Below are 20,644 nucleotides of genomic sequence, written 5' to 3'. Positions count from 1 at the left end.
ATCAGGCCAGCAGAATACCTTTTTCAATATATACCGCAAGCAGCGCACAAGCGCGGGCCGGATGCGGATTGTTGCAATTGCATACAGATCATAGGGACCGTGAACAGGCTCTTAGAGCAGCGGGCGCACTTCCCGCGCCGCTTCCCAGAGCATGGGCAGCAGTTCGCGCTGCATGGCCGCCCCGGACAATCGCGCCGTCGAAGCCACCACATTGAGGGCCGCCACGGTGCGGCCCTGCAGGTTGCGCAAGGGAACGGCCAGGGCATGCACGCCGAGTTCGTGTTCTTCGCTGCTGAGGCAAAAATCGTCCCGCCGCACCTGCTCGATCAGGGCGCGGAACTGGCGCGCCTCGGTCACGGTGTGCAAGGTCAGACGCTCCAGCAGGCGCCCCTTCATCCAGGCCTGAAACTCCGAGCGGGGCAAGGCTGCCAAGAGCACGCGCCCGGTGGACGTGGCGTGCGCCGGCAGCCTGGCACCCAGGTGCAAGCCATAGGCCATGAGCTGTGGCAGGCCATCGGCGGCGCTGCGCCGCACGTCGCTGCTGCGTGCCACGATCACCACCTCGTCGCCGTTGGGCACCACGGCCGAATAGGCCTGGCCGGTCTGGGCGGCCAGGCGCTCCAGCGCCGGCTGCAGCACACGCGGCAGGCGCGAGGACGCCAGGTAGCTGCCGGAAAAACGCAGCACCTTGCTCGACAACCAGAAGTGGCTGCCGTCGGTCTCCAGATAACCCAGGTGGGCCAGCGTCAGCAGATGCCGGCGCGCCGCGGCCCGCGTGATGCCGGCACGCTGCGCGGCCAGCGTGGCGTTGAGGCGCTGGCGCTCGGTGTCGAAGCTCTCCAGCACGGCCATGCCCTTGGCCATGCCTTCGATCAGGTCGGATTTGGCAATCATGCAAACTCCATCGTTTGCGCGATCATCGCACATCTATGGCGATCATCGCGCAATGATCAAGGTCAAGGACTGGACGGTGCGCGGCGATTGCCTAAGCTTGCTGCATCGAACCACCCACCAGGAGACTTTCCATGCGCACCCAGGTTGCCATCATCGGCGCCGGCCCCTCGGGCCTGCTGCTCGGCCAGTTGCTGCACAAGGCCGGCATCGACACCGTCATCCTCGAACGCCAGACCGGCGACTACGTGCTCACGCGCATCCGCGCCGGCATCCTGGAGCAGGTCTGCATCGACCTGATGGACGAGGCCGGCGTCGGCGCGCGCATGCACAAGGAAGGCCTGGTGCACGGCGGCTTCGACATGCTCTTCAAGGGCGAGCGGCACCGCATCGACATGAACAAACTCACCGGCGGCAAGAACGTCATGGTCTACGGCCAGACCGAATTGACCAAGGACCTGATGGATGCGCGCGCCGCCGCCGGCCTGAGCACCGTCTACGAAGCCGGCAACGTGCAGGTGCACGACTTCGACACCAGGAACCCGCGCGTGACCTACGAGAAGGACGGCAAGACGCACGAGATCCAGTGCGACTTCATCGCCGGCTGCGACGGCTTCCACGGCGTGTGCCGGGCCAGCGCACCGCGCAACGCGATCCGCGAGTACGAGAAGGTCTACCCCTTTGGCTGGCTGGGCCTGCTGTCGGATACGCCGCCCGTGCACGAGGAACTGATCTACGCCAACAGCCCGCGTGGCTTCGCCCTGTGCTCCATGCGCAGCCAGACCCGCAGCCGCTACTACCTTCAGGTGCCGCTGACCGACAAGGTTGAGGACTGGTCCGACGAGGCCTTCTGGCAGGAACTGCGCCTGCGCCTGGACCCGCAGGCGCGCGAGCAACTGGTCACCGGCCCCAGCATCGAAAAGAGCATCGCCCCGCTGCGCAGCTTCGTGACCGAGCCGCTGCGCTTCGGCCGCATGTTCCTGGCCGGTGACGCCGGCCACATCGTGCCGCCCACCGGCGCCAAGGGCCTGAACCTGGCCGCCACCGACGTGAAATACCTCTTCAACGGCCTGGTCGAGTACTACCAGGACAAGTCCGAGGCCGGTATCGACCGCTACTCCGAGCTGGCGCTCAAGCGCATCTGGCGCGCCGAGCGCTTCTCCTGGTGGTTCACCAGCCTCATGCACCGTTTCCCGAACGAAGGCGAGATCGCCCAGAGGTTCCAGGAAGCAGAGCTGGACTATCTGATTCACAGCGAGGCAGGCTCGCGTAGCATTGCCGAGAACTACGTCGGTCTGCCGCTGGATTTCGGCCACTGATCTGACCGCAAGGCCCAAAGCCCCGCGCATGCGGGGCTTTTTTTTTGCCTCAATAACCATGTTTTGAACATAGCCTTTATTTGATTAATACGATAAATTTGATAGTATTAATAATACCGCAACGGAACTCAGCTCCTTCAATACCATGGCTGTCAACTTCCATCAACTTTCGGTTTACGCGCTTTTCGACGCAATGCCCGCTCCACTGCTGACCTTTGCCGTCAGTGGCCTAGTGACCTACGCCAACCCGTGCGCCAAGCAGCACCCTGGGCGTCCGGTGGACACCATGAGTGGCAATCCCGTGATCAAGTCCCTGGTCGCCGCGGCCACGCTGGGCAAGCTCAAACTGCCCTACAGCGCCAAGATCGAACTGGCTGACGGACACCGGATCGAGGGGCGATTCATGTCAGGTCCGGCAGGCCTGGACATTGCCTTCGTCGGCATGGCCGATGAGACCAGAACAGCGAGCATCGGTCCGGCGCCCGGCTACATGAAACTGCAGCAGATCATGGAGTTGCTGCGGGACGAACTCACGCCGCCCATGAGCCTCCTGCAGCGCCAGTTGCAGACCTTGCCTGCCGGCAGCGGCCAAAGCGGCCTGGAACTGGCAGCGCAGGCACTGGGGCAACGCCTGACGCGTCTGACCAACCTAGTGGAAGTCTTCGGCAACGAGGTCCTCGAAATCAACGACCGCATCGAGCCCCTGGCATTGATGCAGAGCCTCTGTCGCAATCTGGGGGAGCGGGCGCAGAAGATGGGCGTGCGGCTTGAGATCATCGATCCGCAGCAGACCCTGCCTCCGATCTACGGCAACCAGAAGCTGCTCACGCGCGCCTTCCACGAGTGCCTCGAAAATGCACTGCTCCACTCACGCAAGGAGATCAGTACGGGCGGACAACTGTCCGTTGAGATCCGCTTCACGCTATCGGGAGAACATGTGCTGCTGAGTGTGCGCAACCGAGGCGTGAGCCAGCTCAAGGTGAACGGCAAGGAGACCCTGCGCCCCTTCGTCACCCCGTCCAATGGCGAAACGGTGCCCCGGCTGGGCCTGCCCCTGGTGCAGCGGATCGTCAGCCTGCATGGCGGCCAGCTGAGAATGGGAAGTGTCGACGAGGATACGGTCCAGCTCCTCATGGAGTTCCCGACAGGGTCCCCCATGCGTGGCCAGACCAAGCTGGACATGACCCAAGCCCAGCGCTACGCCAAGGACCTCGCCGAACTGATGTCGCGCCGAAAGAAGGAGAAAGTATGAAACGCCACGCCCTGATCGTGGATGACCAGCCGGACATCCGCAAGCTCATCCTGATGACCATGGAGTCGGAGGATTTCCAGCTGCACGAAGCAGACAACGGAGTCGACGCACTGCGCCTGGCCCAGAACCTGCGCCCCGCCATCGTGCTGCTGGACGTGATGATGCCCGGTGGTCTCGACGGCTACCAGGTCTGCGAAAAAATCAAGGCCGACGAGGTACTGCGGCAGACCACCAAGGTGATCCTGCTCACCGCACGCGGCCAGCGCACGGATATCGAACGAGGCCAGTCCGCCGGCTGCGATGCCTACCTGGTAAAGCCCTTCAGCCCGATCGAGCTGTTGGATACCGTCGACCGCCTGGTGGTCCGATGAGCAGCGCCGTGCAGCTGCGCAGCCCGACCCGTCGCGTCCTGCTGCGCACGCTGGCGGCGGCGACGCTGGGCGCAGGCGCTGGCACCGCCGCCCCTGCCCCTTCCCCGCGCTGGCGCCTGGCGGTGGTCCCCCAGCTGACGCCGGTGGAGATGTACGGCAACTGGCAGCCATTGGTCGAGGCGCTGTCGCGCGCCGGGATCCCGTGCGAACTGGTGATCCACCCGACCATCGCCCTGTTCGAGAGGGAGTTCCTGGCAGGCCATGCGGACCTGATCTATCTGAACCCCTACCACATGGTCATGGCGCGGAATGCCCATGGCTACATTCCACTGGTGCGCGACCAGCGAGCGCTGGAAGGGTTGCTTCTGGTGGCGCATGATGCTGCGGCCCGCTCGTTGCAGGACCTGAAGGATTCGCGCATCTCCTTTCCCGCGCCCAACGCCCTCGGGGCCAGCCTCTACATCCGAGCCGTGCTGGCGCAGGAGAAAGTTCCTTACAGCTCGCACTACGCCGGCAACCACCGCAACGCGATCCGACAGGTTCTGGCGGGCGACTCGGCAGCCGCGGGTTTGGTGCGCGCGACGTACGAACTCGAGCCGCCCGAAGTGAGACGGGCCTTGCGTGTGCTGTACACGACCCCCGCCATCGCACCCCATCCGATCGCGGCCCACCCCCGCGTCCCGCCCGCCTTGCGCCAGCAGTTGATCGACTCCCTGCTGTCGCTGGCACGCGATCCGCGTCATCAGAGGCTGCTGCAAGCCGTTCAGATGCCCGGGCCGGTGGCCGCCAGCTACCAGCGCGACTATGCGCCGCTCGGACGTTTGGGCCTCGAAAGGTTCGTCGTCAGGCAGTAGCCATGCGTATCTTCCCGCGTCTGCAGCGCTTCCTTGGTCCGCCGTACAGTCTGCGCTTCGTTCTGCTGCTCGCGCTGACAACGCTCGCCCTGGCCGTGGGCGTGACCAACGGGGCACTGTCCTACCAGCGCATCGGTCGCGATACCCTGGCAAATGCGCAACAGCAGGCCAACTCGCTCGCCCGTCTGGTTGCGTCAACCAACACCGAAGCGATGATCCTCAATGACATCGGCGCCATGGAGTCGAGTTTGCTGCAGGTGGTTCGCCTGCCCGGGGTCGACGTCATTGCCATCGTACGAGCCGATGGCCGGCGATTGACCCACGTCGAACGCGCTGGTGACGATGTTCGCAGCAGTGTCGGCGGCAGGGTGGAGATTCCCGGGCCGAGCGCCGACGGAACGCTCCCGCCGCGGATCCTCGATACCCATTACCAAGCCTGGGCCGCCATCGGCCTGCCACAACGCACGCCTTTGGGCTGGGTACGCGTCGACTACAGCCTGTCTCAACGCCAGCTCGAGCAGGATCGTCTGTGGCAACGGTCCCTCTATACTTTGCTGATCACCGGCACGGCGATCGTCACGTTGCTGCCCCTCATCCTGAACTGGGCGCTGCGGCCGCTGGAACAGCTGTCGGACATTGCCCGCAGCCTGTCGAGCCAGATCGGACGGCAGGTGGTCACCGAGTCGAACAGCGTGGAGGCCAGGACCCTTGCGCAGGCGCTGACCAAGGCCAGCCATGACGTCGCCTCGGAAGTCGCACGCACGCAGGTCATTGTGAACACTGCCGCCGTGGCCATCATCAGCCTGGATTCGCGCGGACACGTGCTCTCCGCCAACCCGGCGACCACCAGCATCTTCGGACAGGAGGAGCAGGATCTGCTGGGACGCCCGCTCGAACAATGCATACCCGGCCTGAGCGAAACGATCCTGCGCGAACTCTTTGGCGAACTCGAACAGAGCGCCAGCCGGGTCTACCGCATCGTGCGCCACGACTTCTTCGGCGTGCGCCTGGGAGGCACGCTGTTTCCGATCGAGATCACGCTCGGGCAGGCCCCGCCGGGCGGCGCGCTGCATTACGTTTGCATCGTACGCGACATCACCGACGAGCGGGCCGCGCTGGAGACGTCCGAACTGTACGAACGGGCGCTGGCAAGCAGCCACAACGGCGTGTTCATCACCAATGCGGCGCTCAACAGCCAGCCAATCATCTTCGTCAATGAAGCATTCCAGCGCATCACGGACCTTGCGGCCCACCAGGTACTGGGACGCGACATGGATTTCCTGCGTAACGACAACCGCGAGGAAGCGGGTCTGCGCGAGCTGCAGAGAGCGGTTGCCGAGGCCCGCAGCACCAGCGTGACGGTCGACTATCAACTGCCCAGCGATCGTCACATCACGGCCGAGGTCTCGCTGTCGCCCGTCCGTGCGGGTGACGGGCGCCTCACCAACTTCATCGGCATCGTCTCGGACGTAACCTCTCGTGTGCAGGCCGAAGCTGTCATTGCCGAGCGCCGGGCGCAACTGGACGCAATCTTCAGCCTGAGCCCAGACGGCTTCGTCATGTTCGACGCCCGCGGCCAACTCATCTTCGCGAACCCGGCGTTCGAGCGCATGACCGGACGTTCGTGGGTTCGCCCCGAAGACCCGCCCGGGCTGGCCGAATTCGAGCACGGCCTCGCCGCGATGTGCCATACGCAGCACCCCCTGCCGGCACTGCCCACCGGCGACGGTGGTGACGACGCCTGGCAGGCCAGGCTGGTACTGGCGCGCCCCCAGCATCGGGTGGTTCAGGCCCAGGGGCGGCGCAATGCGGCCGGCCGCGGTGAGACCATCCTCTACTTCCGCGACGTCACACACGAAGATGAGGTTGACCGGATGAAAAGTGAATTTCTAACGACTGCCGCGCATGAACTGCGCACCCCGATGGTCAGCATTTTTGGATTTACCGAGCTGCTGTTGCACAGGAAGGTTTCCGAAGAGAGACGTCGGGACATGCTGGAAACCATTCACCGCCAGACCTCGTTGCTGATTCACATGGTCAACGAACTGCTGGATTTGGCCCGGATAGAGGCACGACAAGGCAAGGACATCAAACTTGCGTCCTGCAGGATCGGCGATCTGGTGAACAGCGCCATCCAGCCGCTCAGTGCAGGCACGCGGGGGGCCGATTTTCATGCCGACCTCACCGAAGAGGATGCTGAAATTCTAGTGGACCGTGACAAGACCCAGCAAGCGCTGCTGAATGTATTGTCCAACGCGCTGAAATACTCTCCAGCAGGAGGAGATATCAGCATAACAACACACCGTGGGGAAGAGAAAGATCGTCATCTGGTTGGCGTGCGAATCACCGACAAAGGGATCGGAATGACCCCGGATCAAAAAGAGAGAATTTTTGAACGCTTCTATCGTGCGGATCCGAGTGGAAACATACCTGGAACCGGTCTGGGCATGTCCCTGGTGCGTGAGATCGTGCAACTCCACGGTGGACATGTCGAGGTGCAAAGTGAGTTTGGCTGCGGTACGTCAGTCACTTTATGGTGGCCGCTTAAACGGGATGGCGGCTAGAACTTTTCAGGCATCGAAAAGAAAATTTCATCACGAAACTACGGAGTCATTCATGTACGGACTTGTCAATCGTGCGATCGAGCAACTGGTTATTGCCAGCAAGGGAGATATCGCCTGGGAAAGAGTATGCCTGCATGCAGGCATCAGCAGCGATGGTTTCATCGCAATGTGTCCTTACGACGATGACATCACTTACCGGCTGGTGGAGGCAGTCAGCGTGGAACTTTCGATCACGCAGACACAGGTGCTTGAGGCTTTTGGCGAGTACTGGGTGCTGTACACCGCTGACGAAGGGTACGGAGAGCTTCTAGACGCCGGAGGCAATGATCTTCGTGAGTTTCTCGGCAACCTGAATCTCATGCACGGTCGAGTCGAAGGTATCTTCACGCAAATGAAGCTTCCACGATTCCGTGTTGAAGATATACGTCCAGGGGAATTTCTCCTCCACTACGATTCGGAACGTCCGACTCTGGCCCCGATGGTGATAGGACTGGTACGTGGGTTGGCCAAGCGCTTCAGGCAAACCGTCCATGTCGAGCGCCTTCTGTCGGCGGGTGATATAGCACCGGGCCACGCAGTTTTCATGGTGATCGAAAAATCACATGCTCAGACGGAAGAGCAGTGAGCACCACGACCATACCGGCAACACAATCTTGCGGTCTAGACAGGGATCGCCTGGAAAGGGCTTTTCCATTTTTCCTTGAGCTAGACGAGCGACTGAGAGTTCGCGCGATCGGAAGATCCTTGCGTAAAGCGTTGACCACATTGGAGATCGGCAGCCGACTGGAGCAGGATTTCTTGCTCGTTCGACCTTCCGAGGCGCGCAATGTCGATGACTGGCGCCAGTATGGCCCCCATGAAATCTGCACACTTCATTCACGCACAAACCCGGTTCTCCGTCTCAGGGGTAACGCTGAAATCATGGAAGATGGTTGCGTGCTTCTGCTGCTGACACCTGTTCTGCAATCGGCAGAGCAAATGCGCCAGCACGGATTGAATTTTGTAGACTTCGCGCCTCACGATGCAGTTGGCGAGATGATCCTGTTGTCCCGCTCGATGCGAACGTCGCTGGATGACAGCGAGAAGCTGGCAATGCGACTGCAGCGGCGGACAGAACAGCTCAACACGATACTGGAATTGGGGCAGGACGGGATATTGCTGCTCGATCCGTCTGGCCTCGTAAAACACGCGAATGGTGTTTTTTTGTCGATGCTCGGCCTTAGCCGAACTGATCTTTCAAGGGCAACAGCGCCAATGCTCGAGACGCATATTCGCTCGCTACTGGCCGCTGAGCAAGAAAGTCCGGACTATTTCGATCTGAGCACAAACTGCAGTTCAACTGACGAACAGCACGGTGATCCGCAGCTGATTCGACTGAAACACCCCAAACCACGAATCATTGCGATGCGCAAATGCAGCAGCCGTGATGGCAATCACGCCTTTTACCTGCGCGACGTTACCGTAGAGTTCGAAGTTGACCGCATGAAAAGCGAGTTTCTGGCTGCAGCAGCTCACGAACTGCGCACACCCATGGTCAGCATCTTCGGTTTTACAGAGCTACTGCTCAAGCGGGATTTCGGCCCAGAACGGCGCACTGACATGCTGGAGACGATACATCGTCAGTCTGGTCTGCTGGTCAAGATGATCAACGAGCTGCTCGACCTCGCGCGCATCGAGTCGCGCCGAGGGCTGGACCTGAAGATTAGCGAGCATCCGCTGGTCGAGCTGGTAGAACTCAGCGTGCGCGGCCTGATGCGAGGGGAGGACGAACGTCAGGTCGTCGTGGGTGAGATCCCCATGGTCCCGGTTCTGATCGATCCGGAAAAGATGCAACTGGCCCTCAACAACCTGTTGAGCAATGCCTTCAAGTACTCGCCGCAAGGCGGTGAAGTCACGCTCACGGCAGGCTGCATGGCGCAGGAAGGCCGCGACTACGCGTTGCTCGAAGTCCGGGACCAGGGTATGGGCATGACACCGGAGCAGCTGGCCCGCGCCTTCGAACGCTTCTACCGCGCCGACGCCTCCGGCAACATCCCGGGAACCGGTCTGGGGCTGAGTCTGGTCAAGGAAATCGCGGAGTTGCACAAAGGCCGCGTGGAACTCGAGAGCGTCGCCGGACGCGGCACGACGGCCCGGTTGTGGATACCGATGCCGGACGGCAGCCCGCTCGGCTGAAACCGCCGCCGCTCAGGCCGGCAGCGGCCGGCGCTTGCGATGCAGGTCGCGCGCCAGGGCCTCGATCTCCTGGAAGGGGACCGGCTTCTGGAACACGGCCACGCCGGCCGGCAGGCCGCCGCGGTCCTGGATGTCGCCCTTGCTCAGGGCGGTCACGGCGATCACCGCCAGATTGGCGAAGCCGGAACCAGCCTTCTTCAGCGAACGCACCATCTGGAAACCGTCCATGCCCGGCATGTTCAGGTCGGTGACGACCATGTCGGGCTGCAGCTGGCCTATGCGCACCAGGCCGTCGAAACCGTTGTTCGCCGTGCTCAACTGCACCGGGAAGTCCCAGCCCTCGACGACCAGGGTGAACAGGCGCAGCAGATCGGGATCATCCTCCACCACCAGCAGCTTCAGGGCCGCCGGTGCCGAGGGCTTGTGCTCCGACGCATGACCATCGATCACCCGGGTGCGTTCGGCCATGAGTTTTTCCACCGCGCTGCGCGCGATACGCCGATGCCCACCGGCCGTGCGCCAGGCCGGCAGCACGCCGGACTCCACCCACAGCTGCACCGTGCGCACGGCCACACCCAAGGCTTCCCCGGCCTCTCGCGTGGTCATGAGTTCATCGTTGCCGGCTATTTTTCTCATTTGTGGCAGTTTTACAGGTTTGCAGCGCAGCACATTCTATCTAGCGTGGCCGCCAGGGCGGGCAGCACCGGGCTCATGGACCCGTTTCGTGCTGCACGCTCGCAGGAGCACGGCACTAGATGTCGGACGGGCGCGAGAGTACGAAATCTGGCACCAGCGGGAACCAGAGCGTGACCGCGGTGCCCTGCTGCGGCACGCTGCTCACTTCCACATGCCCCTCCTGCAGCTCGATGATCTCCTTGACCAGGCTCATGCCCAGCCCGGTCCCAGGAATGGCCCCAGAGGGATCGGCGCGCCAGAAGCGCTCGAAGATACGTGCGAGCTGCTCGGAGCTCATGCCCATGCCGTGGTCCGTGACACGGATGCCGACATGGGGCACGTCGACCAGATCCTTGAGCCGAGTCTCGATCGTGATGTCACCGCCGTCGGGCGAGTACTTGAAGGCGTTGGAGAGGACGTTGAGCAGCGCCTGCATGGTCTTTTCGGGATCGACCATGATGCATTCGGCCCCGTGCGGCAGACGCAGTTTGACCTGGCGCTTGTCCTGGCGCACCAGCAGGCCCTTGATGGTCTGGTGCACCAGGGTCTCGACACGGTGATACTGGCGGTGGAAGTCCTTGCCTTGGCGGGCTTCGATGCGCGACAGGTCCAGCAGTTCGTTGATCAGGTTGATCAGCAGCTGTGACTGGCGGTGGATGGTGCCCAGCAGCTCCTGCTGACGCTCGGGCGACATCGTGCGCGAGATCATCAGTTCGGCAAACCCGAAGATGCTAGCCAGCGGCGTGCGCAGTTCGTGCGCGGCCGTGGACAGGAACTCGCTTTTCATGCGGTCCACCTCGGTCTCGCTGGTGATGTCGCGGAAATAGAGCACGATGTCGTGTGTTGCCGTGACGCCGGCGCTCATCTGCAGCGTCAGCCGGCGCGGTGATACCAGACGGATGCGGTGCGAGCGCCTCCCGAAACCGTCGCGGCCGACAGCCGCCCCCAGGTCGCCGAGCATGTCCGACACCGGATGGCGCGCGACTTCATCGGGCGCCAGCATCTCCATCAGGTGGCGCTCGAAATCATCCAGTGTCAAGCGGTCCACCCGGCTCTCGTCGATGCCGAACATCTGCTGCAGGGGCCGGTTGACGTGTGTGACCCGCCCGTCGGGCCCGGCATACAGGATGCCGTTGTCGCCCAATTCCAGCATGGCGCGCAGCTCCTCGCTGCGGGCAGTCAGGCGGGCGATCTTGAAATCCGCCTCCTGGGCTGCCATGAGTTGGGTGTGACTGGCCTTGATGGTTTCGGCCACCGAGTCGTGAAGGGCAAAGTCCCGAAGCCCCAGGCCGACCTGGCGCATTTCTTCGAAACTACCCATCACCGCGGTGAGTAGCAGGATCAGGCGCTGCGGCCCGTGGCGTTCGATCGCACCGCGCAGCACCAGATCGGGGTGGTGCTGCGACTTGAGGATCACGAGTTCGCCAACGCCTTCACACCACTGCCCGAAGGTCGCCGACGACTCCGGCAGGCTGACCGAAAAATGGTCGCAGAGTTGCGCGCCGGGCTGCAGGTCCGGCAGCAGCTTGCACAGGCTCGGGCCGAGGGCCTGCACCCGCAGGTCCGCATCAAGCACCAGATGGAAGGGAAAGGTGCGCGCCAGCTGGCTGGCGTCAAGCACCAGGGAAGCGGCGACCTCGCGTTCGTCGGCCATCACAGTCCCATGTCGCAGGCTAGCTGCGTCGCATCGGAGCGCAACAAGGCCGCGTGCTCGCGCTCTGCCGCGTTGATGTCGTCTCGCAGGTGGATGAATCGGTCCAGGTTGCTCACGAACAGGTCGAGCAAACCGGGATCGAACTTCTTCCCCCGTTCCGCCAGCAGCATCTGCAATGTCGTTTCGTCGCTGAAAGCCGGCCGATAGACCCGCTGCATGGTGAGTGCGTCGAAAAAATCGATGATGCTCACGACCCGTCCGCACCAGGGGATCTCGGTGCCGCGCAGCTGGCGCGGGTAGCCGGAACCATCCCAGCACTCATGGTGGGTCAACGCCACGGCGGCCGCCATATTGAAGAGCGGAATGTCCGACTGTCCGAGGATCTCGGCGCCATAGTACGTGTGGTTGTTCATGATGCGGCGTTCCTCGATCGTGAAACCGCCAGGCTTCTTCAGCACGTTGTCGGGGATGGCGATCTTGCCAATATCATGCATCGGCGCCGCCAGCCGGATCAAGCGCACCTCCTCGCTGTTGCGCCCGTCCAGCTCCGCCAGCAGGCCCGACAGCGCACCCACCCGGTCCATGTGCACCCCGGTATCGTCGTCACGGTATTCGGCCGCACGGCTCAGCAAGGTCAACGAATTGAAGTGGGCTTGCTCGATTTGCTGCAAGGCCGCCTCCTTTTCCCGGAACAGGCGCTTGAGATCATCCGTGTAGCGGCTCAGCTGCGCCATGGCGGCATTCGAATCCGAGAAGGCCAGTGCGGTGACGTGCTTGTGCACCGCACGCATCGTCCCCATTGCGCCAGAATCAGACATGGTCGCGCTCCTTGGCGCCTCGGGTACCCGATATGGCATCCGGCCAGACGCCGTGGCCATCGATTGAAAACAGGCTTCGAGCGCCGAAATTAAATTTCATAAATTGCATTTTATATATTTTTATCAATTTGTAAAATAAGGGATGAACAAAACATGAAAGCATTGCATGGGACCACGGTGATCAGTCTGGCCCTGAACCTACCCGGCCCGGCGGCATTGCAACGCCTCAAGGCCATGGGTGCGCGCTGTAGCAAGTTCGAGCCCCTTGCAGGGGACCCGATGCAAAGCTATGAAACCCGCGCCTATGAGGAACTGCACGCCGGCGTGCGCGTGCTGCAGGCCGACCTCAAGAGCGAGGCCGGCCGCAAGCTCCTGGCGCGCGAGCTGGCCCGCACCGACGTGCTGCTGACCTCCTTCCGGCCCTCGGCGCTCAAGCGCCTGGGTCTGGACTGGACCGCCCTGCACAGCCAGTACCCGGCCCTGAACCTGGTGAGCATCGTCGGCGCACCGGGCCCCCTGGCCGAAATCCCGGGCCATGACCTGACCTACATGGCCGAGCAGGGCCTGGTCCAGGGCCTGAACCTGCCGCCGACACTGTTTGCCGACATGGGTGGTGCCCTGCTGGCCAGTGAAGCCGTGCTGAGCGCCCTGATGCTGCGGCAGAAAAACGGGATGGGCACGCGGCACGAAGTGGCCCTGACGGATGCCGTGGCCTGGCTGGCCCGGCCGCGGCACTGGGGTCTGACCACGGCGAAGGGAGCGGTGGGCGGCGCCCATGCCGGCTACCGCGTTTATGCCTGCAAGGATGGCCGCGTGGCCGTGGCCGCGCTGGAGCCGCATTTCGCCCAGGCCCTGTGCGCGGCGGCCGGCCTGAAGGCAGCCAACATGCTGGCGCCGGCCACCCGCAAGGCGCTGGAAGCCTGGTTTGCGCAGCAGACGCGCCGCACGCTGGATGCGCTGGCACAGCGGCTGGACCTGCCGCTGCACACCTTGCCCAGAAACTGATTCAGCGCGGCTTGCGCGCCGGCTTGGCCCTGGCGCTGCCGTTCTCGCGCGGCGGCAGGCCGGTGTGCTGCGTCAGGATGCGGCCCTTGGCCGGTGTTTTCGCGGCCGGTTTGGCCGCCGAAGGCGTGGAATTCTTGCGCCGCGCGCTCTGGTAGCCGCCGTCGGTCAGCGGCTGGAAGGTCGGGATCAGGTGCTGCTTGCCGTTGCCGATCAGGTCGGCGCGGCCCATGGTCTTGAGCGCCTCGCGCAGCAGCGGCCAGTTGTTCGGATCGTGGTAGCGCAGGAAGGCCTTGTGCAGGCGGCGGCGTTTCTCGCCGCGCACGATGTCGACCTTCTCACCCCGCTCGTCGCGGTGCACGCCCTTGAGGGTGTTGAGGCCCGTGTGGTACATGGCCGTGGCCGTGGCCATGGGGCTGGGGTAGAAGGTCTGCACCTGGTCGGCGCGGAAACCGTTCTTCTTCAGCCACAGCGCCAGGTTCATCATGTCCTCGTCGCTGGTACCCGGGTGGGCCGCGATGAAGTAGGGTATCAGGTACTGCTTCTTGCCCGCTTCCGCGCTGAACTTCTCGAACATCTGCTTGAACCTGTCATAGCTGCCGATGCCGGGTTTCATCATCTTGGAGAGCGGGCCGCCCTCGGTGTGCTCGGGCGCGATCTTCAGGTAACCGCCCACGTGATGCTGCACCAGTTCCTTCACGTACTCGGGCGACTTCACCGCCAGGTCGTAGCGCAGGCCCGAGCCGATCAGGATCTTCTTCACGCCCTTGAGCGCGCGGGCGCGCCGGTACATGTGGATCAGCGCACTGTGGTCGGTGTTGAGGTTCTGGCAGATGCCGGGGTAGACGCAGCTGGGTTTGCGGCAGGCCGCCTCGATCTCGGGGCTCTTGCAGCCGATGCGGTACATGTTCGCCGTGGGACCGCCCAGGTCGGAGATGACGCCGGTGAAACCCGTGACCTTGTCGCGGATGTCCTCGATCTCCTGGATCACCGAATCCTCCGAGCGGCTCTGGATGATGCGGCCCTCGTGCTCGGTGATGGAGCAGAAGGTGCAGCCGCCGAAGCAGCCGCGCATGATGTTCACGCTGAAGCGGATCATCTCCCAGGCCGGGATCTTGGTGGCGGCGTCGTGCCCCCCGTTTTCGTCGGCATAGGCCGGGTGCGGGCTGCGGGCGTAGTGCAGGCCGAACACGTAATCCATCTCGGCCGTGGTCAGCGGAATCGGCGGCGGGTTGATCCAGACATCACGTGCCGTCGTGCCCTCGCCGTGCGCCTGCACCAGGGCGCGTGCATTGCCGGGGTTGGTCTCCAGGTGCAGCACGCGGTTGGCGTGGGCATAAAGCACCGCGTCGGACTTGACCTGCTCGTAGCTGGGCAGGCGGATCACGCAACGCTCACGCGGCAGGCGACGGATCGAGCCCTTGCCCATCAGCGCCGGGTTGGCCATGAAGGTCAGCGGCTGGATGGCCGGGTTCACGCCGGGCGCGGAACCGCCCTCTTCCTTGCTGCAGGACTGGCCCTGGGCCGCGGCCTGCTCGGACGTGGTCTGGTAGGGGTTGATGTGCTCTTCGACATGGCCGGGCGTGTCGACCTCGGTCGAGTCGATCTCGAACCAGCCCTCGGGGCTATGGCGCTGGACAAAAGCCGTGCCGCGCACGTCGGTGATCTGCTGCACCGGCTCGCGCGCCGCGATGCGGTGCGCCACCTCGACCAGGGCCCGCTCGGCGTTGCCGTAGAGCAGCAGGTCGCACTTGCTGTCCACCACGATGGAACGGCGCACCTTGTCGCTCCAGTAGTCGTAGTGGGCGATGCGGCGCAGCGAACCCTCGATGCCGCCCAGCACGATGGGCACCTCGGGGTAGGCTTCGCGACAGCGCTGGCTGTAGACGATGGCCGCACGGTCCGGCCGTTTGCCGCCCACGTCACCCGGGGTATAGGCGTCGTCGCTGCGGATCTTGCGGTCCGCCGTGTAGCGGTTGATCATGGAATCCATGTTGCCCGCGGTCACGCCCCAGAACAGATTGGGCTTGCCCAGCACCTTGAAGGGGTCGGCGCTCTGCCAGTCGGGCTGGGCGATGATGCCCACGCGGAAACCCTGGGCCTCCAGCACCCGGCCGATCACGGCCATGCCGAAGCTCGGGTGGTCCACATAGGCGTCGCCGGTGACCAGGATGATGTCGCAGCTGTCCCAGCCGAGTTGCTCCATCTCCTTGCGGCTCATGGGCAGGAAGGGGGCCGTGCCGAAGCGCGCGGCCCAGTACTTGCGGTAGCTGGTCAGCGGTTTGGCGGCGCGCGGAAAGAGGGAGACGTCGACGGGAGCGTTCATGGGGCGGCGGGGAGCAACCCTGAAGTGTACGTTTTTACCCGCTCGCACGAGGTGCAGGCCGATATTGCGCTTACGCCGCGCAGGCCTATGTGGCGGGCCGGTCGACCGCGGGATGCTGCTCCTGGGGTTTGTCCAGGTGGTAGCCCTGGACCATGTCGACCCCGAAACGCCGCAGCATGACCAGGGTCTCCTCGTTTTCCACGAACTCGGCCACCGTGCGTTTGCCCAGGCCACGGGCCACGTCGACGATGGACTTGACAAAGACCTGGTTGTCACGGTCATTGGGCAGGTCGCGGATGAACAGGCCGTCGATCTTGAGCAGATCGACCTTGAGGTGCTTGAGATAGGCGAAGGAGGCAAATCCGGTGCCGAAGTCATCCAGGCAGGTGCCGCAGCCGGTCTTGCGCAGGGCCTCGATGAAACGCTCCGCGTCCTGCAGGTCGGAGACCGCCGAGGTTTCCGTCAGCTCCACCAGCAGGCGCTCCGGGGCGACCCCCTGCTGCCCGAGTTCTTCCGCGATGAAATGCGGCAGGGCCGGCTGGTCGAAGGAACGGCCCGAGATGTTGACCGCCAGGGGTGGCATGTGAGGCCGTCGCGCCAGCAGGTCGATGCTCTGGCGCAGCACCCAGCGGTCGATGTCCAGGATCTTCCCGTTCTTTTCCGCGTAGGGGATGAAATGCCCGGGCATGATCAGGCGTGTGGTGTCGGTCTCGTCCACCATCCGGATCAGCACCTCCAGATGCGAGAGCTTGCCGCTGTCCGCATGGTAGACACCCTGGAAATGCAGGCGCCAGAGGTCCTTCTCGAAGGCGCGCGCAATGCGGTCATTCCAGTTCAGCCGGGTGATCATCTCGCGCGAGGCATCGCGCTCTGGCCGATAGACGCTCCAGGCGTTCTTGCCCGACTCCTTGGCCTGGTACATCGCGGCATCGGCATGGGCGATGAGCTCCTCGGCATTGGCAGCGTTTTTCGGATAGTGCGCGATGCCCAGGCTGGTCGTCAGCCGCAGGTTCTGCCCCTCCAGGCGGAACGGGATCTGCGAGACCGCACGCACGATGCGCTCGGCCAGATGGATGGCATCCTCCTCTGAAGCGTCGGGCACGAGCACGCCGAATTCATCGCCGCCGAGCCGGCTGAAAACCTCGTTCTTGCGCGTCAGCGCCCCCACCTCCCCGGCCACCCGGATCAGCACCGAGTCGCCGGCGCGGTGGCCGAAGGTGTCGTTGATGTACTTGAACTCGTCGAGGTCGAAGAACAGCAGCGCGCCCTGGCGCTGGTGCCGCTCGGAATCCTTGAGGAAACGCGCCAGCTCGTCCTCGAAACGACGCCGGTTGTACAGGCCGGTCAGCGCGTCGCGCTCGGCCAGGTAGATCAGCTGCTGGGCGGTCTGGCGTTCCCGGGTCACGTCCTCGTAGATCCACAGCCGGCCGATGAAGCGCCCGTCCGCATCGCGCACCGGGTAGGACAGCTGGGTCACCACCCGGCCGTCGCTCATGGTGATCTCGAAGCTGCTGGACATCTCGTGCGTCTCCAGCACCTCGAGCAGGTGACGCGAGAAATGGTCGGGGCGGGACAGCCGGTTGCTGGAATAGTCCAGCACCTCGTTGGCCGATTTGCCGACCAGCTCGATCTCCTCGGAGATCATCCAGATCCGCAGGAAGGTCGGGTTGTAGTACTTGACCTGGTTGTCCGCCGTGACAAACAGGATGCCCAGGTTCATGGCCCCCAGCAGGGCCAGCAGCCTGGCGCGTTCCTCTTCCAGGCCCGCCAGGTAATGGCGCCGGGATTCGTCGGCCACCTTCAGGTCCACCAGGGCTATCTGCAGCGCCTCCTCGGCCTGGCGCCGCTGCGTGATGTCCAGCATGCTGGTGCGCACCCCGATTTTTTCCTGTCGTGGCCCCAGGATGATCTGCGAGAACATGGCCACCCAGACCAGATGCCCGTGGCGGTGGCGCAGCCGGAACTCGAAGCGCTCCCCGTGCCCCTGCAAGGCGTCCTGCAGGGCATGGTCCAGCGCAAGGCGATCCCCAGGCTCGGCCAGGCAGGCCGGGAAACCCGGCATCACCATGCACTCGGCCGGCGCATACCCTGTGACGTTGACGACCGAGGGGTTCACCCAGAGCAGCCGGCCGGTCTCGTCAAACCAGCTCTCCCAGGCATAGGTGTAGTCGGCAATCGCATGGAAACGCGCCTCGCTGGCGCTCAGTGCCGCGACCCGCTCCTCCACGGCCTCGGACATCCGGTTGAAGGTCTGTGTCAACTGCCCGACCTCGTCGCCGGATTCCACCGGCAGACGGACGCTGAAATCCCCCTCGACCACGCGCCCGCTCGCCGCGCTCAGGCGGCTGAGGTGACGCGTGAGGAAATAGGCCAATACCGACAAAAGAAGCATGGACAGCGCCACGCCCCCCAGGCCGATCAGCAGGCTCTGCTGCAGCAGATGGGCCCGGGTGCGGTTCAGATGCTCGATGGACAGGCCGTAGGCCAGGGTGCCGTAGGGCAGGCTGTTAAGCCGGATGTCAAGGGCCAGGTCCAGCACCTCGCCGCGGGCCCGGGAAAAATCGAGGTGGGTCTGGACTGCTGGCAAGGCCTGGCCCACGGGCCAGCCGGCCCCGGCCACCCGCTGCCCCTTGGGGTCACTGAGCACCAGGTACGTGACCCCCCGCCCACCCTGCTGGACTTCGGTCAGGATCTCGCTCAGGGTGGCATAGTCCCGCTCGGCCATGGGGGCGGCAAGCGCCGCATTGAAGAGGGTGGCCAGTTCGGCGTTGTAGAGTTCGACGCGCTCCTGCAGGGCGTCACCGGCGATGCGCGCGCTGTTGACCACGAGCAGGCCCAGCATCAGGACCTGCACCAGCAGGCTGGCCAAAAGCAGTTTCGTGCGCAGCGATCGCGTACGAAACCAATTCATCGACCGGCTTTCATGCTTTCCCGCAGACGCGGCAGGTACTTGTCGGTGATCGCGAGCTCCGCTGCCTGCACCTCCCGCACACCCTGGTAGCCGGTGGCCTCGAAAAACGCAGCCACGCCGGCGGCAGGTTCGTTCAGCCCCAGCAGCGATGCTTTCAGCAAGGCCTGTTGCGAGGCCAGGCGCGGATGGGCCAGCCAGAGCAGGCTGGGCAGTTCGGGCAGCGTGGCAAACACGGTGACTTGCTCGCGCAGGGGCTCAGGCGTGTTTTTCATGCCCTGCGGTGTGCTGACGGCCAGCAAGCTCTGGCCGTTGACCAGCGCGTGGACGGCGCTGCTGGGGGTGGGCGTTTCGATCAGGGTGTAGTCCACCCCAGCCCGCAGCCCGCGGGCCTGCAGCCAGTTCAAGGCCTCGGTGCCGGCCAGGGTCAGCGGATCGGGCCCCGCCAGGCTGCGCCCCTTCAGTTCATCGATCTGCTTGAGCGGCCTTTCGCGCGCACTGACCAGCAGGGTCCGGTGCTGGGCCGTGTACCGGACCAGCGGCACCCATCCGGCATCCACCTGGGCCTGCCGCCCCATGTGCGAGGCCGTCACCACAAGGTCGTACTGCCCCTGCAGGGTGTTGGCGTGGAAAGTCCGGAAGTCGGCGGCCGTGACCAGTTCAACCTTCTGTCCCAGGACCCGTTCCAGATGGGCCTGCACCGGTGCGTAGTTGCGCAGCAGCACACGCGTGCTGGTGATGGGCAGCACACCCAGCTGCAAGGGCCGGCCCAATGGCCCCAGCTGGGCCTGCAGGGCAAGCGGCCAGGCACCCATGCCCAGCACGCCCATGCCCACCAGTAGTTCCCTGCGCCTCGTCATGTCCGACATGTCACGGCCTATTCCGTCTTGTTGCGGACCAGTCTCTCACAGGGGAAACAGGCCTGACAAGCGGCGCCGTCAAATCGGATGCGGTTTTGTCGACTATTCATCACTGGCGCACACCGGCCCTACACCTGCAGCAGCGGCCCGCCGCTTGGCAAGCTGCAGCTCCGGCCGCACAATGGAATGGCTCATCGGTTTGCCGCCACGGACGCCAGGATCACCATGCCCACCTTCGACACCCTCGCCGCCTTCTGGACCACGCCCATGATCAAGACCAATGTGCTGGTCTTCTTCAACCTGCTGGGCGCCCTGCTGCTGGGCCTGCTGGTGGGTTACGAGCGTGCCTACCACGGCCGCGCCGCCGGCATGCGCACCTACGGCCTGGTCTGCATGGCCTCGGCCGCGCTCACCGTCATCGGCGGCTACTCCTCGGCCTGGTTCGGCGGCAACTTCCTGCTGGGCACGGCCACCGACACCAGCCGCGTGATCCAGGGCATCGTCACCGGCATCGGCTTCCTCTGTGCCGGCGTCATCATGCGCGAGGGTTTCAACATCAGCGGCCTGACCACGGCCGCCTCCCTGTGGGCGGCCTCGGTCATCGGCATCCTGGTCGGTGTGGGCTTTTATGCCGCGGCCATCGCCCTGGCCGCGCTGTCGGCCTTCTCCATGATGTGGATCTCCCGGCTGGAGACCTGGCTGCCCTCGCGCCAGGCCGTGGCCATCACCCTGCGCTTCCGGCCCGGTTTCGCACCCAGCGAACCGGCGCTCTGCCAGATGGCTGGCGAGCGCGGCTACGACATCGCCTCGGGCACCATAGCCATCGAATGCAACGACGGCGTGCTGCAATGGTCCTTCGTCGCGGTGGCGCGCAACCGGCAGCGGATGATGCCGATCTCCACCCTGTCCGAGCAGATCGCCCGTTTCGAGGGCGTGACCGACTTCCAGCTCAACTACGCCCGCAACTGAACCGCG

16 protein-coding genes are annotated in these 20,644 nt (G+C 64.1%); 9 read left to right on the top strand and 7 right to left on the bottom strand.

Annotated elements, in window-relative coordinates; all coding sequences use genetic code 11:
* Window positions 1-111: 111 nt before the first annotated feature.
* Window positions 112-894 (bottom strand): IclR family transcriptional regulator C-terminal domain-containing protein, encoded by a 783-nt coding sequence (locus HTY51_RS07325; RefSeq protein ID WP_174252125.1) that lies wholly within the window; start codon window positions 892-894, stop codon window positions 112-114.
* 131 nt (window positions 895-1,025) lie between these two features.
* On the opposite strand from HTY51_RS07325, the gene pobA reads away from it, so the two are divergent.
* From pobA to HTY51_RS07290, 7 genes are all read left to right on the top strand, one after another.
* Entirely contained in the window at window positions 1,026-2,210 is a 1,185-nt protein-coding gene (pobA, locus tag HTY51_RS07320; RefSeq protein ID WP_174252124.1) for a 4-hydroxybenzoate 3-monooxygenase, read from the top strand.
* Window positions 2,211-2,496: 286 nt separating this feature from the next.
* A complete protein-coding gene (locus HTY51_RS07315) occupies window positions 2,497-3,462 on the top strand; it encodes a sensor histidine kinase KdpD (RefSeq protein WP_174252123.1) in 966 nt (321 codons plus the stop codon).
* Entirely contained in the window at window positions 3,459-3,833 is a 375-nt protein-coding gene (locus HTY51_RS07310; RefSeq protein ID WP_174252122.1) for a response regulator transcription factor, read from the top strand. The genes HTY51_RS07315 and HTY51_RS07310 overlap by 4 nt, the downstream gene beginning before the upstream one ends.
* Entirely contained in the window at window positions 3,830-4,687 is an 858-nt protein-coding gene (locus tag HTY51_RS07305; RefSeq protein WP_174252121.1) for a phosphate/phosphite/phosphonate ABC transporter substrate-binding protein, read from the top strand. Before HTY51_RS07310 ends, HTY51_RS07305 begins: the two co-directional genes overlap by 4 nt.
* A gap of 2 nt (window positions 4,688-4,689) precedes the next feature.
* A complete protein-coding gene (locus HTY51_RS07300; RefSeq protein ID WP_174252120.1) occupies window positions 4,690-7,251 on the top strand; it encodes a PAS domain S-box protein in 2,562 nt (853 codons plus the stop codon).
* A 52-nt stretch (window positions 7,252-7,303) separates the two neighbouring features.
* On the top strand, window positions 7,304-7,876 hold the full coding sequence (locus HTY51_RS07295) for a heme NO-binding domain-containing protein (RefSeq protein ID WP_174252119.1): 573 nt from the start codon (window positions 7,304-7,306) through the stop codon (window positions 7,874-7,876).
* Window positions 7,873-9,426 carry an ATP-binding protein gene (locus HTY51_RS07290; RefSeq protein ID WP_371733865.1) on the top strand — a complete coding sequence of 518 codons (1,554 nt, stop codon included), beginning with the start codon at window positions 7,873-7,875 and terminating at the stop codon, window positions 9,424-9,426. The genes HTY51_RS07295 and HTY51_RS07290 overlap by 4 nt, the downstream gene beginning before the upstream one ends.
* 12 nt (window positions 9,427-9,438) lie before the next feature.
* Here HTY51_RS07290 and HTY51_RS07285 read toward each other — a convergent pair whose 3' ends face one another.
* The 3 genes from HTY51_RS07285 to HTY51_RS07275 form a co-directional block, all read right to left on the bottom strand.
* Window positions 9,439-10,062 carry a response regulator gene (locus tag HTY51_RS07285; RefSeq protein ID WP_174252117.1) on the bottom strand — a complete coding sequence of 208 codons (624 nt, stop codon included), beginning with the start codon at window positions 10,060-10,062 and terminating at the stop codon, window positions 9,439-9,441.
* A gap of 115 nt (window positions 10,063-10,177) precedes the next feature.
* Window positions 10,178-11,755, bottom strand: coding sequence for an ATP-binding protein (locus HTY51_RS07280; RefSeq protein WP_174252116.1), 1,578 nt, complete (start codon window positions 11,753-11,755; stop codon window positions 10,178-10,180).
* The gene (locus HTY51_RS07275; protein WP_174252115.1) at window positions 11,755-12,573 is read right to left on the bottom strand and encodes an HD-GYP domain-containing protein; all 819 of its coding nucleotides are present in this window, start codon (window positions 12,571-12,573) and stop codon (window positions 11,755-11,757) included. The genes HTY51_RS07280 and HTY51_RS07275 overlap by 1 nt, the downstream gene beginning before the upstream one ends.
* Before the next feature lie 153 nt (window positions 12,574-12,726).
* On the opposite strand from HTY51_RS07275, the gene HTY51_RS07270 reads away from it, so the two are divergent.
* The gene (locus HTY51_RS07270; protein ID WP_174252114.1) at window positions 12,727-13,578 is read left to right on the top strand and encodes a CoA transferase; all 852 of its coding nucleotides are present in this window, start codon (window positions 12,727-12,729) and stop codon (window positions 13,576-13,578) included.
* Window position 13,579: 1 nt separating this feature from the next.
* Here the strand turns inward: HTY51_RS07270 and HTY51_RS07265 are convergent, their stop codons facing one another.
* From HTY51_RS07265 to HTY51_RS07255, 3 genes are all read right to left on the bottom strand, one after another.
* Window positions 13,580-15,901 carry a YgiQ family radical SAM protein gene (locus HTY51_RS07265; protein ID WP_174252113.1) on the bottom strand — a complete coding sequence of 774 codons (2,322 nt, stop codon included), beginning with the start codon at window positions 15,899-15,901 and terminating at the stop codon, window positions 13,580-13,582.
* 85 nt (window positions 15,902-15,986) lie between these two features.
* Entirely contained in the window at window positions 15,987-18,812 is a 2,826-nt protein-coding gene (locus tag HTY51_RS07260; protein WP_174252112.1) for an EAL domain-containing protein, read from the bottom strand.
* On the bottom strand, window positions 18,809-19,669 hold the full coding sequence (locus tag HTY51_RS07255; protein WP_174252111.1) for a phosphate/phosphite/phosphonate ABC transporter substrate-binding protein: 861 nt from the start codon (window positions 19,667-19,669) through the stop codon (window positions 18,809-18,811). The genes HTY51_RS07260 and HTY51_RS07255 overlap by 4 nt, the downstream gene beginning before the upstream one ends.
* Window positions 19,670-19,855: 186 nt before the next feature.
* On the opposite strand from HTY51_RS07255, the gene HTY51_RS07250 reads away from it, so the two are divergent.
* Window positions 19,856-20,638 carry an MgtC/SapB family protein gene (locus HTY51_RS07250; protein ID WP_371733864.1) on the top strand — a complete coding sequence of 261 codons (783 nt, stop codon included), beginning with the start codon at window positions 19,856-19,858 and terminating at the stop codon, window positions 20,636-20,638.
* The last annotated feature ends 6 nt before the right edge of the window (window positions 20,639-20,644 follow it).

It is taken from the genome of Rhodoferax sp. BAB1, from assembly GCF_013334205.1.
Lineage (GTDB): Bacteria > Pseudomonadota > Gammaproteobacteria > Burkholderiales > Burkholderiaceae_C > Hylemonella.
Note: the sequence above shows the minus strand (reverse complement) of the source record. Positions and strands in the feature narration are given on the sequence as shown.